Source organism: Apibacter sp. ESL0404, from assembly GCF_019469245.1.
Taxonomy (GTDB): Bacteria; Bacteroidota; Bacteroidia; order Flavobacteriales; family Weeksellaceae; genus Apibacter.
This window is the reverse complement of the sequence record NZ_CP048267.1, coordinates 2,248,477-2,264,462: the sequence shown is the minus strand read 5'-3', so window position 1 is coordinate 2,264,462 and position 15,986 is coordinate 2,248,477. Positions and strand designations below refer to the sequence as shown.

Below are 15,986 nucleotides of genomic sequence, written 5' to 3'. Positions count from 1 at the left end.
TAAATTGTTTACAGAGTTAATTTAAAAAGCTTTGTCCGTTATCCCTAAAATTCGGTAAAACACAAGAAGGCATACTACTCTTACTTTTATAATAGGTATTAAATACCTAAATTTGAAAATTATCAATGAAAATAAATCTAATACAATATGGCTAGAAATTGGGAAACTATAAAAGAATACTCTGATATTTTATTTGAATACTGGAATGGAATTGCAAAAATAACTATTAATCGACCGGAAGTCTATAATGCTTTCCGACCGGAAACCAATTTTCAAATGATTGAAGCAATGGAATATTGTCGAGAGCATCCCGAAATTGATGTAATTATTCTAACCGGAGCGGGAGATAAAGCCTTTTGCAGCGGAGGTGATCAAAATGTGAAAGGTGTTGGCGGCTACGTAGGAGAAGATGGAGTACCTAGATTAAATGTATTGGAATTACATAAAAAAATAAGGGAAATTCCTAAACCGGTAATTGCTATGGTAAACGGATATGCTATCGGAGGAGGACATGTGCTTCATGTCGTCTGTGATTTAACAATAGCTTCCGAAAATGCTAAATTTGGACAAACCGGTCCGAAAGTTGGAAGCTTTGACGGTGGTTTTGGTTCATCGTACCTTGCCAGAAGTATTGGTCAAAAAAAGACAAGAGAAATTTGGTTCCTATGTCAACAATATACCGCTGAAGAAGCTAGAGAAATGGGAATGGTAAATAAAGTTGTTCCAAAGGAACAACTTGAAGATGCCACCATAGAATGGTGTGAAATTATGCAGCAACGAAGTCCAATGGCATTACGTATGATAAAACGTTGTTTAAATGCTGAACTCGATGGGCAGCATGGTCTAATGCAATTAGCCGGAGATGCTACCCTTATGTATTATTTAATGGATGAAGCCCAAGAAGGTAAAAAAGCTTTCTTGGAAAAACGTAAACCCGATTTTAAAAAATTCCCTAAATTTCCTTAATAATATTAAAAAAGTTCCTTGATTAAGGAACTTTTTTTATTTGAATATGAAAATACTTCGTTTTATATCGTTCATACAAAACAATATCATTTTAAAACTACAACAATAATTTTTAACTATTAGCAACCTTATTATAAATGATGAAATAATTTCATTGATTATCAAGTCTCTTAGTTCTATATACTCTTATCTTTCATTTTATAATTTATAATTGGTAAAGATAGTATACAAAAAAATACAGGTCATTAAATCTATATTTATTTTCCATCGTTAAATATCACTATTTCTCCCTTATAATATTTTATCATTACTTACGTTTTAAAACCGCTTTTTCAGATAAAAACAAAAGTAATAGTAGGCCCTATTAGAAAATTTTTCTAAAAATTTTCATCATAATAATTTGTAAATAAATTTTAATTAATTAAAACTTTTACAATTAATTAAGTAATAATTAATCTAATTCATCAATCATATATTGATAAGAAAAAATTATCTTATCTGTTTTTTAAAAAAATGATTAATATCAGAATAGTAACTCCATATTGTTTCGTTTTCTTTCGTAATTTTGCTACTAAAATAAAACCAAACATTTGTGAAAACAGAATTATCTAATTCTAGTAAAACTAACACTTGGGATGTAATTGTTATCGGAGGAGGTGCGACCGGTGCCGGAACTGCCCGAGATTGTGCAAGGAGAGGATTGCGTACGCTTATGTTAGAGCGTCACGATATAGCTACAGGAGCTACGGGAAGAAATCACGGATTACTACATAGCGGCAGCCGTTATGCGGTTACTGATAGAGAATCCGCTGAAGAATGTATCAAAGAAAATATGATCTTAAAACGTATCGCCAGCCATTGTGTTGAAAAAACAGACGGTCTTTTTTTAACCTTACCAGAAGACGATATTGCTTTTCAATCTAAATTTATAGAGGCTTGTCATACTGCAGGAATTGATGCTAAGGCCATCGACCCTAAAGAGGCATTACATTTAGAGCCCTCTGCGAATCCTTCCATAATCGGTGCAGTAGTTGTACCGGATGGAACTGTAGATCCGTTCCGTTTAACTCTTTCTAATATAGTAGATGCTAAACAACATGGAGCAACTATTGAAACCTACCATGAAGTTTTAGGATTAATTAAAGAACAAAACAGAGTCATCGGAGTAAAAGTTTATGATCATATAACCAAACAAGAAAAAAATTTATATGCTTCTGTGGTAGTAAATGCCGGAGGGATATGGGGGCAAAAAATTGCGGAATATGCTGATTTAAAAATAAAAATGTTTCCTGCGAAGGGATCGCTTCTTATTTTTGGACACAGAGTTAACAATATGGTATTAAACCGTTGTCGTAAACCTGCAGATTCTGATATCCTCGTACCCGGAGACACCATTTGTTTAATAGGTACAACTTCCACCCATGTCCCTTACGAAGAAATTGACAATATGTATGTTACTCCTGAAGAAGTAGACATCTTAATCCGTGAAGGTGGAAAACTATCCCCTACCCTGCTTCAAACCCGAATATTACGTGGGTATGCAGGGGTGCGACCATTAGTAGCTTCCGATGATGATCCTTCAGGACGTAATGTTAGCCGAGGTATCGTTTTATTAGACCATGCTACAAGAGATGGTCTGGAAGGTTTTATCACCATTACCGGTGGTAAATTAATGACGTACCGATTAATGGCTGAATGGGCTACAGATTTAGTATGTAAAAAATTAAATAATACAACTCCTTGTACAACCGCTGAATCCAATCTTCCGGGATCTCAACAAAGTACTGAAGAAATAAATCAAAAAATGACTTCAGTACCAACTACCATACGTAAATCTGCCATTTACAGATTGGGAGATATGGCAGAGAATTTAAAAGCAAACAAGGTTACGGAAAATAGTTTAGTTTGTGAATGTGAGGAAGTATCAGTCGGAGAAGTCGAATATGCTATTAATGAATTACATGTCAACAATCTAATTGATCTTCGTAGAAGAACTCGTGTTGGCATGGGAACCTGTCAAGGAGAACTTTGTGCCTGTAGAGCAGCCGGATTAATGAACCATTATCAAGTTTTAAGCCCGGATAAATCTAAAGAAGATTTAACCATTTTCCTTAATGAAAGATGGAAAGGAATACGTCCTATTGCCTGGGGCGATACTTTAAGAGAAAGTGAATTTACCAGTTGGGTTTATGAAGGAGTATGCGGATTAGATATGACACAAGAACAAATTAAAAAAGCAAAAGATGAAATTTGATACAGTAATAGTAGGAGGTGGTTTATCCGGATTGGTTTGTGGAATTAGATTAATGCAGAAAGGGCAAAAATGTGCTATTATCTCTTCCGGACAAAGTGCTTTACATTTTTTTTCAGGTTCTTTCGATTTGTTAAATAATCTTCCGGACGGAACGCCTGTTAATAACCCGGAAGCTTCCCTATCAGAACTTTCTAAACAAGCGCCGAATCATCCATATACCAAAATGGGCGAATCTAAATTTAAAGAATTAGCCCAAGAAGCTAAAAATTTTCTAAATGGAATTGGAATAAAAATCCAAGGGTCTTCAACTAAAAATCATTATCGAATTACCCCTATGGGTATGATAAAACCCACTTGGTTAACCATGCCAAATTTTGCTTTTTTTGAAGATGGAAAATTTCCGATTAAAAAAGCAGCAATTATAAATGTTGAGGGATTTTTAGATTTTAATCCTGATTTTATTTCCGAAGCATTTGAAAAAATAGGTGTGGAAACTACCATCAACTATTTCAACTTACCGGAATTAAATACAATCAGAAAAAATCCGAGCGAATTTAGATCTACTAACCTGTCCTTTGTATTTGACAAAGAAGCTAACCAAGATCTTTTGGCTAAAATTCTCACTGAAAAAAGTCAAGGATGCGATGCTATTATTTTTCCTGATTGTATTGGCTTTAGAAATGCGGATGTATTACCTAAACTCATTCAAAAGGTAGGAAAACCTATATATTTAATACCGACCTTCCCTCCTTCCCTAGTAGGTGTTAGTACTCAATTATATCTAAAAGATTATTTCACAAAATTGGGCGGTATTTTTATGCTGGGAGACAGCGTAACCCATACCAACATTGAAGGAAATCAAGTTACCGAATTATATACACTCAACCACGGAAATATTCCAATTTCTGCCAAAAACGTAATACTTTCTTCCGGAAGCTTTTTTAGTCAAGGATTATTAGCTGATAGTAAACAAGTTTATGAACCTGTATTTGACCTTGATACGGATTATTTACAAGATCGAGCAGATTGGTATAATAGTAATTTATTTGAAAAGCAAAATTATCAACAGTTTGGTGTTAAAACTGACGAAAATTTTCACGGTATAAAAAACGATATACCTATCGATAATTTATATGTGGCAGGTGCCATTCTTAGTGGATTCAATCCATTAAAAGAAGGATGCGGTGCAGGTGTTTCCTTTTTATCCGCATTATATGTAGCTGAAGAAATTTTAATCAAAGAAAAGACCTATGAACCTATTGCTCAATAAAAGTGAAAATAATTTCGAACAATGCATTAAATGTACGATCTGTACGGTGTATTGTCCCGTATCCAAAGTAAATCCCGATTATCCGGGACCAAAACATTCCGGCCCTGATGGAGAAAGATTACGTTTAAAAGACCCTGAATTTTATGACGAATCTTTAAAATATTGTATTAACTGCAAAAGATGTGAAGTTGCTTGTCCATCTAACGTTAAGATTGGTGATATAATCCAGATGGCTCGCATTAAATACAGCAAGAAAAAACCTATTTTAAGAGATGTAATTCTTGCTCACACGGACTTTATGGGTACACTGGCTACTCCATTTGCTCCTATTGTGAATGCAATGACTTCTTTTAAACCGGTTAAAAGCTTAATTGAACCTATCTTAAAAATAGATAAGAGAAGAAGCCTTCCCAAATATTCATTCGGTACGTTCAGAAGTTGGTACAAGAATGTAGCTGAAGAACAAAAAAAATATCCAACACAAGTATCTTATTTTCACGGTTGTTATGTAAATTATAATAATCCGCAGCTTGGAAAGGATATGATCAAAGTTCTTAACTCATTGAACATAGGGATTCAACTTCTTGAAAAAGAAAGATGTTGCGGTATTGCTTTAATATCAAACGGTTTTATAGATAAAGCTAAGAAAAACGCGACTATCGATGAAGCTGAAATTCGCAAATCCGTAATAGACAAAAAACTTCCGGTAATCACTACTTCTTCTTCCTGTACGTTTACTGTACGTGATGAACATTCTCATCTTTTGGGAGTAGATAATAGTTCCGTTAAAGATCAAGTAGAATTAGCTACTCGATACATTTACCGATTACTGAGTTCTTCTGACACTAAACTTAAGTTTAAAAATAAACCTTTAAAAATTGCGTATCATACCCCTTGTCACATGGCAAAATTAGGATGGACGTATTATTCCGTTGAATTGTTAAAACTTATACCAAATGTAGAAGTAACCGTTTTAGAATCTAATTGTTGCGGAATTGCCGGAACTTTTGGATTTAAAAAAGAAAATCACGAAGTTTCTAAAAAAATTGGTGATCCATTATTTAATCAAATTGAAACGGGAGGTTTCGATCTTGTTGCAACCGATTGCGAAACTTGTAAATGGCAAATTGAAATGTTTACCACTAAAAAATGTGAACATCCCCTTAGTATAATTGCCAATGCATTAGAGGATTGATATTATATTTTCAGTAAAAAACCCTTATGAAAAATCATAAGGGTTTTTTTATAAACAAATCAAAATTTATTTGGCTACAATTACTTCTATTCCGTTATCTTCTAAAGTGGTAAGATCTTTTTCCGTAATATCATTATCTGTAATTAAAACATCTACTTTATCCAGAGAACAAATCTGACCAAACCCTCTTTTATTTATTTTAGTTGAATCTGCCAAAACAATGACTTTCTCCGATTGCTCTATCATTACTTTATTAAGATGGGCTTCTGTTGAATTGGAGGTTGAAAGACCAAAGTCCAGGTCTATGCCATCTATTCCCAAAAACAATTTATTACATGAAAATTTTTTTAATTCGGATTCTGCTAAAGATCCTATTACGGAAATGGAGCTTTTCCTAAGATTTCCTCCCAGCTGAATTACATCAATAAAAGAATCCTTACTCAACTCCATAGATACACTTAACGAAGAGGTAATGATCGTTAATTTTTCATATCCTGAAATGATTTTTGCTAAATAATATACAGTAGTTCCTGAAGCTAAAATAATAAAATCCTGATCGTTAACGAACTTAAGTGCAGCTTTCGCTATTTTTTGTTTTTGCATTACTTGCACAAATTCTTTTTCGTTAATATTTTTTTCGAAAGCATAGAGAGGTTGCTTACTTGCTCCACCATGTGTTCTATATAAAAGACCGGTATTTTCCAAATATTGAAGATCCTTTCTGATAGTAACCGCCGAAACATTTAATTTTTCACAAAGCTCATTTACTTTAGTGAAATTATGCTCATCTAATTCATCGATAATAAGTTGCTGCCTTCTATTAAGCTTAATCATGATCAGGAATTTTTGAAAGTTTAAAGTTAAGAATAAAATCTAAATCTTTATTGCATTTTATCAATATGTCAATTAAATTATCATTAACAACTATACAGTCAATAAATTATTTTATTTTTATTCCATTAATTAACAGCCTGTACCTTTATTTTATCAAATTTTTAACTAAAATTTATAGGAATTTCAACAGAAAATTGTATATTAAAAAATTTCATACTGTTTCGTATTGTTTTTTTTGTAATTTTACCGACAACAGAAAAGAAGCAAAAAACAATTAAATTAAAACAAAATGAAACGAAGTGATCAATTATCAAAACTAAATACAAATTCTGAATGGGATGTAATTATAATTGGTGGCGGTTCAAGTGGTTTGGGAGCAGCTGTAGATGCAGCTACAAGAGGATATAAAACCGTTTTATTTGAAGCTCATGATTTTGCAAAAGCAACATCAAGTCGTTCTACAAAATTACTTCATGGAGGTGTTCGATATTTAGCACAAGGAGATATTGCCTTAGTAAAAGAGGCACTAAGAGAAAGAGGTCTTTTGGAAAGAAATGCCAGTCACCTTGCAAAAAAACAAGTTTTTGTTATACCTAACTATAAATGGATTGATGGTCCTTTTTACACCATTGGGCTAAAAATATATGATATGCTTTCGAAAAAACTTAGCTTAGGAAAATCCGAGCATATCAGTAAAAGCAAAGCACTGGAAATGCTACCTACTGTAGAACCTAACGGTCTACATGGAGGAGTAATATATTACGATGGACAGTTTGACGATTCTCGTATGGCTGTAAATCTTGCCCAAACTGCAGTAGAAAATGGAGGAGCCATCTTAAACTATATGAAAGTAACCGGTTTAATCAAAGATGATAAAAACCAAATTACAGGTGTAAAAGTTAAAGACGAAATTAACGGTACCGAATACGAAGTAAAAGGAAAGGTAGTATTAAATGCCACCGGTGTATTTACTAATGATATTCTTAATATGAATGATCCTAATCATAAAAAAACAGTTGTTCCAAGCCAGGGGATCCACTTAGTATTAGACAAATCATTCTTACCGGGAGATAATGCTTTGATGATTCCTAAAACCAGCGACGGAAGGGTATTATTTGCCGTTCCATGGCATAACAGACTAGTGGTAGGTACCACAGATGTATTAGTTGATCACCCAAGCTTAGAGCCTAGAGCTTTGGAACAAGAAATTGAATTTGTACTTAATACAGCATCTCAATATCTTGTTAAAAAACCTACTCGAAAAGACGTATTATCCATTTTTGCGGGACAAAGACCATTAGCGGCTCCTGACAAAGAAGGAGGAAGCACTAAAGAAGTATCTAGAAATCATAAAATTTTAGTGTCAGAAACCGGATTATTAAGTATTATCGGTGGAAAATGGACAACCTTCCGACAAATGGCAGAAGACTTTATAGATAAAGCCATAGAGACCGGAAAAATTGACCGTAAACCTTGTAAAACAGTTAATCTTTCCATTCACGGGAATATGCCGGCAAATCAAGTAGACAGAACCAATCATTTATATGTTTATGGTTCCGATATACCGGCTATCAAAAAACTTCAGCAAGAAAATCCTGAATATGCAGAAAAAATCCATCCAAACCATGACTATACAAAAGCTGAAATTGTATGGGCTGTTAGACAAGAGATGGCGCAAAAAGTTGAAGATATATTAGCCCGAAGAGTTCGACTATTATTTGTTGATGCGCGCGCTGCTATAGATGCAGCTGAATCGGTAGCAAAAATTATAGCTAACGAATTAGGATATGATGACAATTGGGTTGCTAAAGAAACTAAAGAGTTCCAAGATTTAGCCAAAGGATATTTATTAGTTAATTACTAAAATAAGTTGTCTATCATTTTTTCATTAAAAAAATAATTAACTCTATTATAAAATTAAAAAAATGTCAAATTTTTTAGCTCCACCTAAGCCTATTGAACGTAAGCCTGAATCGGAAGTTAAATCTTCCTATACGCAATTGAGGCTTCAGGTCTTCATAGGAATATTTATAGGATATGCCGCCTATTATCTTGTTAGAAAAAACTTTTCATTGGCTATGCCTTATTTAGTTGAAATGGGATTTTCTAAATCAGACCTCGGAATTGCCTTTTCATTCAATGCTACTGCGTATGGTTTATCTAAGTTCATCATGGGTGGTATTTCAGATAGAAGTAATGCAAGAAAATTCCTTCCTTTAGGATTAATTTTAGCTGCGGTTTCAACCATTATAGCAGGAACTTCCATAGGAATGTATAATATTACCGTAATGGCCGTTTTCCAATTTTTAGTGGGTTGGTTCGGGGGTATGGGTTGGCCTCCCTGTGGACGAGTGATGACTCATTGGTTTTCTGTTAAAGAAAGGGGAACAAAAATGGCTATATGGAATTTAGCTCACAATGTTGGTGGTGGATTATTAGGTCAGGTAACCAAATGGGGAATTCTTTTCGCTTCATCTCTTAGTATGAGTGTTCTAAGCTGGAAAGTAGGAATGTTTTGGTTTCCTGCAGGAATTGCCATCCTAATCGCCATAATTTCTTATATTCTTATTCGTGACAATCCTCAAGCATGCGGCTTGCCGAGCATTGAAGAATATAAAAATGATTTCCCTCCTAATTATTCTAAAGATTCCGAAAAAGTATTATCAACTAAAGAAATATTTTTCAAATACGTTTTAAATAACAAAATGCTATGGTTCGTTGCATTCGCTAACGCCTTTGTTTACTTTATCCGATACGGAGTACAAGACTGGGCTCCAACTTATCTTTCAGAAGTAAAAGGATATTCCCAAAGTGATATCAGCAATGCCTATACCTATTATGAATTGGCTGCTATACCGGGAACCTTATTATGTGGTTGGGTTAGTGATAAGATATTTAAAGGGAAAAGAGCCATGACTACCATTATATTTATGTTATTGGTAATTGTATCAATAGTTGTGTATTGGCAAAATCCGGACAGTAAATTAGTTGATTTAATAGCATTAACTTCAATTGGATTCTTTATCTATGGTCCGGTGATGTTAATAGGTGTTCAAGCATTAGATTTAGCTCCTAAAAATGCTGCAGGAACTGCTGCAGGTCTTACCGGTTTCTTCGGTTATTTTATCGGTACTTCATTACTTGCAAATATAGTTATGGGAAAAGTTGTTGAATCCCTTGGATGGTCGGCAAGCTTCCAATTGTTAATTGGCAGCGGCATTTTATCCATTATATTTATGGCTTTCACTTACAAAAAAGAACAAGAATTGGATAAAAATAAATAACAATATAAAAATACATTCTTTTTCTGTTTTTAATAAGTTTTGATTGTGATAAAATTTTTTGGAATGAATTACAAATGGATGTATAAATCCATTACTGAATAAAAGCTCTGATTTAATTGAAAATTATTTGAAAAAATAATGATTGATAAAAGATAAAACATGAGTTATAAAATAAGAGTTAAAAATCCTGTTTTTAAATATGATGTAAATAGAGCCACCAATAAAATTTTTCACAATCAAAACCTATTAGCATTGAAAAGAAATACCATCAAGTAGCAAGATATCTCAAAAATTAAATTCAAACTAAATTCACTTTTTTATAATAGTTATATGAGAAATAATAAGCTGGTTACATTAGCATGTTTAAGTATGATAGCATTATCATGTAGTAGCGATGATAACGCATCCACAAACAGTAAAGAAGAAGTTCTTCATTTATCTCCTGAAATGCAAAAAGTAAGGGATTATGTTCCCGAAAATTCCGTAATAGGTCACAGAGGAACTTCTTATTGGGCACCGGAGTCTACAGAGTCCGCATATAGATGGGCGCGAAATATGGGAGCCGATTATTTGGAAGCTGATCTTCAAATTACCAAAGACAGCGTAATTTTAGTAGTGCATGACAATGTACTGACCCGAACGTCCAACATAAAAGATATCTATCCGGACAGAGCAACTCAACCTGCCTCTACCTTTACTTATGAAGAATTATTAAAGTTGGATGCCGGTACTTGGTTTAACCATGATAAAAATACATCACCCGACAGAGCCAGACCTAGCTTCTCCTCTCAAAAACAATATATCAGCACCTTGGAAGACTTACTAATGTTTGCACAAGGAAAACGTTTAAAAAGAGATTCTAACGGAGAAAGAATTTGGAAAAAAATAAACGGAAAATATACTTTTGAATATGAAGATGACCCGGCAGATAATGGAAACAGACCCGGAATTTATATTGAAACTAAAGAGCCAAGCTTAAATCCCGGAATAGAGCATGCTTTAGTAAAGGAATTGAATCGACATGGATGGAACATTATTGAAAAACCGGCTACAGAAACCGCCCATTTCAAAAACGGTAAAGTAAATGTCGGAAATACCAATGGAAAAGTTGTATTACAGACTTTTTCTCATAATAGCTTACTGATTTTAAAAGATTTATTTAAAGGAAAAATTCCAACCGCTTTATTATTTTGGAAAGGTACCGGGCCGGATGATATACATGATGACCAACAAGCCACTTATATAAAACATATTAATTTCGGAATTGAAAATTTAGCACAGTTTATTGGTCCTTCTATTGCCGGAGGAACTCCACCCGACAATTGGCCGGAATTATTAAATCCTTGGCAAGCAGAATTAATACACCAATCAGGCATGAAAATACATCCTTATTCTTTCGATAATGAGGGACAAATGATTAAATATTTTTCTTTTTATGATGGAATGTTTACCAATCAATCGGATCTAACAATTCGTTTCTATCATGAAAAGCAACTCAGAGAAGGAGGACCGGCTTATCAAGATGCTAAAACCATATTGGCAGATTTAGGCTACTAAACAAAAAAATTATAGGTTATTTTCAATTTTATTACTTCGATATAGTTTAAATGTTGTTTTCTTAAGAAGTTTAACAAAATTGAAAATAACCCTTTCATCAAACAGTAAAAAACTACTTATCAAAATTTCGCCTAATTAAAATTTAAAAATTAGATACGCGTCAATTGTTTATTATCACATTTCATTTTTTAATCAGATCCTACTAATAAAAAATAATCTTATAAAAAATACGAAATAAAAAATCTAGTCATTAAATAAATAAATGAATCAAAATAAAAAATAAAATAAATATTAACATTACAAAAAAAAGATCATGAAAAAACTAATACTTGCACTATTAGTAGTTGGATTCACTTCCATGAATGCTCAAAAATTAGCAAAATCAGGGAGTAGCTACAAACTAAAAAAAGTTATTCCTGTTGAAGGAAGACAAGGTATTGCTATAGACAAAGATTACTACTATGTATCAAGCAGCACCGCTTTATTCAAATACGATAAAAATGGGAATCTAATTACAAAAAACGATAAACCATTTACCAAATTTGAAAAACAAGTAAATCATTTCGGAGATATCGATATTTATAATGGAGAAGTATATACCGGAGTAGAATTTTTTGATTCAGGAGTTGTACGCAACATTCAAATTGCCGTTTACGATGCTGAAACTTTAGATTATAAATATTCTATAGATTTTGGAGAAATTGAACAACCGGAAGTTAGTGGTATTACTATTGACAGAAAGAACAACATTGCTTGGATGTCTGATTGGACTTCCGGATGGTATGTATACAAATATGATTTAAAAACCAGAAAATATATTGGTAAAGTTCATTTACAACCCTCTCCGCAATGGCAACAAGGGGTTTATCATATTGATGGAAAACTTTTAATAACTTCTGATGACGGAGATTCCGATATTCCGGAAGCAGATAATGTTTATATTGCTGACGTAAGCGATCCGAACCAAACTCGTGCGGAAGTTTCATTATTTAGATCAATTCCTGAATTTAAAAGAGCCGGAGAAATTGAAGGTCTTTCAATTGATCCTGTAACCAATGACCTTGTTATCCTTAATAATAGAGGAGCAATCATTAAAATGGGTATGCCGTCCGGATTCTACCCAGGCTATGACAGAGAAATTCACGAACTGTATATTTTTGAAAAAACTAAAAAATAATTCTCTTTCGTTCCACTTATTAACAGAAAAAGATAAGGCAAAGCATTAAATACCAAATCTTTGCCTTATTTCAACAACTACATTACGAAACCAATTAATTACTAAACAAAAAACAACTAACATGAAATTTAAACGCAGTTTATCTCTTTTCTTTACGGCAGCATTTATTTTAGGCTATGGCCAAAAAGCCTCCCTGGATAAATTCCAACAAGACAGCGATTCTATTAAAAAAAGACCTTCACTTGTGGAACGTATGAACAGCGATAGCTCCCAACTTTCTCAAGGTATTAAGCTAAATTTTATTAAAGAATTAATGGGAGGAGATGAAAATAGCTTTACTCCTACTCTGAAATACGGAATCGGTATGGTTCTGGAAACTATTTACCAACAAGTTCCTAGTGAAAAAGGACCTCATAAAGAAGCAAATTCAAGCTATAATTTTCAACCGGCTGCATTCAAAATAGGATTCTTACATACAGATATGGCTATATCTCCTAAATTGAGCGCTAGCATAACTTGGAACCTACACGCAAGCAAAATTTCTGATGCTTTTATTAAATATAATTTCCATCCGTTGCTTAATTTACAGTTAGGACGTTTTAAAGGAGCCGGAAACAGAGCTGCTAATGAAACATCTGCTTATGACTTAGATCTAGCCGACTTTACTTATACATCTGAAAATCAAAGTGCTGCTCAAGGAGCTCCTGATTTAAGACATTATGGTATTAACGTTTCAGGTAACGTTAATAATTTTGTACGATATGCCTTCTTTTTGCATAATAGCGACAGCAATCGAGACAGATATTGGTCTTCATTCAACGATGGTCCATCGGAAGGACAAGGAAACCACGGTTTAGAATTTAAAAGCTGGGATGCATCCCTACGTTTTTTCCCTGTAAAAAATGTTGAATTCGGTGGTCATATGGGTGCTGTTAATCTTCCGGGAATGGGCTTTAAACAAGCTTGGGCTTATTCAGGGTTTTTATATTATATAAATCCTAACAAATACAAATTTAAATTTGATTACGGTACTTATAAAAATGTACGATTTACAAGCGTTGATGAAAATGGAAATACTATATTTGTAACCCCTAACAATATGGATTATACTAAACATGATTTTGTTAAGGTTAATAAGTTAGGTTACTCTTTATTAGCAGGATTTAATGTTACTCCAAAAATTGAACCTGTTGCAAGATTTGAATATTTCAATCAAGGAAATAAAGATATTTCCGGATTTGACTATGAAAAGCTTTACTTATATACTGCCGGGGTGAATTTTTATTTATACCCTAACAGTCCAAGAATGGCAAAAATAACAGCGTTCTATCAGCATAGAGCGGAAACCGGTGGACCAAGCATTGCTAATGATTGGTTCGGATTGAGTTACCAAATCGTATTATACAATAATACGAAAGGAGTTTTTTAACATAATAAAAAACATATAAAATTTAAAATACATTTAAAAAAAGATCATTAAATTACTAATCATCCTATTTTAAATGTATTTTTTGTTTTATTTTATACGGACAAATTAAATAACTAAAATCAATAAAGATGAAAGAAAAATTCATTTTAGCTTTAGATCAGGGAACTACATCTTCCAGAGCTATTTTATTTAATCATGGAGGAGAAATAGTATCGGTTGCACAAAAAGATTATACCCAATACTTTCCAAAACCGGGATTAGTGGAACATCACCCTGAAGAAATTTGGTCTTCGCAAATGTCTGTTGCTGCCGAAGCAATAGCTAAAAAAGGTATATCCGGATTGGATATAGCTGCGATTGGTATTACCAACCAAAGGGAAACCACAATTGTATGGGACAGAGAAACCAGTGAAACCATTTACAATGCTATCGTTTGGCAAGACAGAAGAACTTCCAAATATTGTGATGAACTTAAAGAACAAGGTTTAACTGATATGATCCGAGAAAAAACCGGTTTAATACTGGATGCTTATTTCTCAGGAACTAAATTAAAATGGATATTGGACAACGTTCCGGGTGCAAGAGAAAAGGCTGAGCAAGGAAAACTTTGTTTTGGTACAGTTGATACTTGGTTGGTCTGGAAACTTACCAGAGGAAAAATGCATGTTACCGACGTTTCTAATGCTTCTCGTACCTTATTGTTTAATATTCATACTTTGGAATGGGATGAAGATTTATTAAAATTATTCAACATTCCTAAATCTATGCTTCCTGAAGTAAAACAAAGCAGTGAAGTGTATGGTGAAACCTCCACTACTCTATTCTCAACAAAAATTCCTATTTCAGGTATTGCCGGAGATCAACAAGCTGCTTTATTCGGCCAGTTATGTACAAATAAAGGAATGGCCAAGAATACATACGGTACAGGGTGTTTCTTATTAATGAATACAGGTGAAAAACCGGTTTTATCTAAAAATAATTTATTAACTACCATTGCGTGGAAAATTAATGGTAAAACTTATTATGCGCTTGAAGGTAGTGTTTTCGTTGGTGGAGCGGTAGTTCAGTGGTTAAGAGACGGAGCTAAAATTGTTAAAACCTCTGCTGACACTGAAAATTTAGCTAAAACTGTTCCTGATAATGGAGGGGTATATTTTGTTCCTGCATTAACCGGTTTAGGTGCTCCGTACTGGGATCCTTATGCTCGCGGAGGAATTTTAGGAATTACCAGAGGTACTACTGATGGACACATTGCCAGAGCAACCTTAGAAGGAATTGCTTACCAAGTGTATGATTTAATAAAAGCTATGGAAGCTGACTCCGGCGTTCATGAAATTGAACTTCGAGTTGACGGGGGTGCTTGTGCTAACAATTTAATGATGCAATTCCAATCTGATATTTTCGGATTTAATGTAATTAGACCTAAAACATTGGAAACAACCGCTCTAGGTGCTGCTTATTTGGCTGGATTAGCTGTTGGTTATTGGAAAAGCATTGATGAACTTCAAGCTCAACGATCCGTAGACCGTGTATTTACACCTGAAATGGATAAAGATAAAGCCGAACATTATTTAAAAGGTTGGAAAAGAGCGGTAAGCAGAGTACTTAATTGGGTTGATGATGAAGACAAATAAAGTTTTCACACAAAGGCTTTCATTTACTATAAAATTATAAAAGCAATTAAAAGAAGTAATTAAATTAAATGCTTCTAAAAGTTCTTAGCGTTGGTTTTTGTGATTTTTTGTAAAACTAATTACAAATAGAAACAGTAACTAACAATATAGTTTCTATGGATTGATTAATCGTACCCATAGAATATAGATGGTTTTACTGATGCTAATTCTGAACCTAAATTTCAAATTTCTGGAGAATTCGGCATCTGTAAATCTATCTAAAAAATATATTATAAAATTTAGACAAGATAATTATCAGCTTTATAATAATCTCTAAAATATTTGTACTAAATATCCTATTTTTTTAATCTAATTGATACAAAAATTTAAATATATTTCCGAATAAT

At 33.3% G+C, this 15,986-nt stretch carries 11 protein-coding genes; 10 read left to right on the top strand and 1 reads right to left on the bottom strand.

Going from position 1 to position 15,986, the window contains the following annotated elements:
- Positions 1-147: 147 nt before the first annotated feature.
- From menB to glpC, 4 genes are all read left to right on the top strand, one after another.
- Positions 148-966, top strand: coding sequence for a 1,4-dihydroxy-2-naphthoyl-CoA synthase (menB, locus tag GYM72_RS09760; RefSeq protein ID WP_220264263.1), 819 nt, complete (start codon positions 148-150; stop codon positions 964-966).
- Between the two features lie 592 nt (positions 967-1,558).
- Entirely contained in the window at positions 1,559-3,220 is a 1,662-nt protein-coding gene (gene glpA / locus GYM72_RS09755; protein WP_220264262.1) for an anaerobic glycerol-3-phosphate dehydrogenase subunit A, read from the top strand.
- Positions 3,210-4,490: a glycerol-3-phosphate dehydrogenase subunit GlpB gene (glpB, locus tag GYM72_RS09750; protein ID WP_220264261.1), complete on the top strand. Its 1,281-nt coding sequence runs from the start codon at positions 3,210-3,212 to the stop codon at positions 4,488-4,490. Before glpA ends, glpB begins: the two co-directional genes overlap by 11 nt.
- Positions 4,471-5,685 carry an anaerobic glycerol-3-phosphate dehydrogenase subunit GlpC gene (gene glpC, locus GYM72_RS09745; protein ID WP_160542974.1) on the top strand — a complete coding sequence of 405 codons (1,215 nt, stop codon included), beginning with the start codon at positions 4,471-4,473 and terminating at the stop codon, positions 5,683-5,685. The genes glpB and glpC overlap by 20 nt, the downstream gene beginning before the upstream one ends.
- A 66-nt stretch (positions 5,686-5,751) precedes the next feature.
- Here glpC and GYM72_RS09740 read toward each other — a convergent pair whose 3' ends face one another.
- The gene (locus GYM72_RS09740; RefSeq protein ID WP_105296437.1) at positions 5,752-6,519 is read right to left on the bottom strand and encodes a DeoR/GlpR family DNA-binding transcription regulator; all 768 of its coding nucleotides are present in this window, start codon (positions 6,517-6,519) and stop codon (positions 5,752-5,754) included.
- Between the two features lie 289 nt (positions 6,520-6,808).
- Between GYM72_RS09740 and GYM72_RS09735 the strand changes: the two genes are divergently transcribed.
- From GYM72_RS09735 to glpK, 6 genes are all read left to right on the top strand, one after another.
- Positions 6,809-8,383, top strand: coding sequence for a glycerol-3-phosphate dehydrogenase/oxidase (locus GYM72_RS09735; protein WP_160557792.1), 1,575 nt, complete (start codon positions 6,809-6,811; stop codon positions 8,381-8,383).
- Positions 8,384-8,444: 61 nt separating this feature from the next.
- On the top strand, positions 8,445-9,803 hold the full coding sequence (gene pgtP / locus GYM72_RS09730) for a phosphoglycerate transporter protein PgtP (protein ID WP_160542972.1): 1,359 nt from the start codon (positions 8,445-8,447) through the stop codon (positions 9,801-9,803).
- Between the two features lie 330 nt (positions 9,804-10,133).
- Positions 10,134-11,360, top strand: a complete 1,227-nt coding sequence (locus tag GYM72_RS09725; protein WP_220264260.1) for a glycerophosphodiester phosphodiesterase family protein — start codon at positions 10,134-10,136, stop codon at positions 11,358-11,360.
- Positions 11,361-11,673: 313 nt separating this feature from the next.
- Complete coding sequence (locus GYM72_RS09720; RefSeq protein ID WP_160542970.1) at positions 11,674-12,537, top strand: hypothetical protein; 864 nt, start codon at positions 11,674-11,676, stop codon at positions 12,535-12,537.
- A 121-nt stretch (positions 12,538-12,658) separates the two neighbouring features.
- Positions 12,659-13,966: a hypothetical protein gene (locus GYM72_RS09715; RefSeq protein ID WP_220264259.1), complete on the top strand. Its 1,308-nt coding sequence runs from the start codon at positions 12,659-12,661 to the stop codon at positions 13,964-13,966.
- 128 nt (positions 13,967-14,094) lie between these two features.
- Complete coding sequence (glpK, locus tag GYM72_RS09710; RefSeq protein ID WP_105296443.1) at positions 14,095-15,600, top strand: glycerol kinase GlpK; 1,506 nt, start codon at positions 14,095-14,097, stop codon at positions 15,598-15,600.
- Positions 15,601-15,986: the final 386 nt, after the last annotated feature.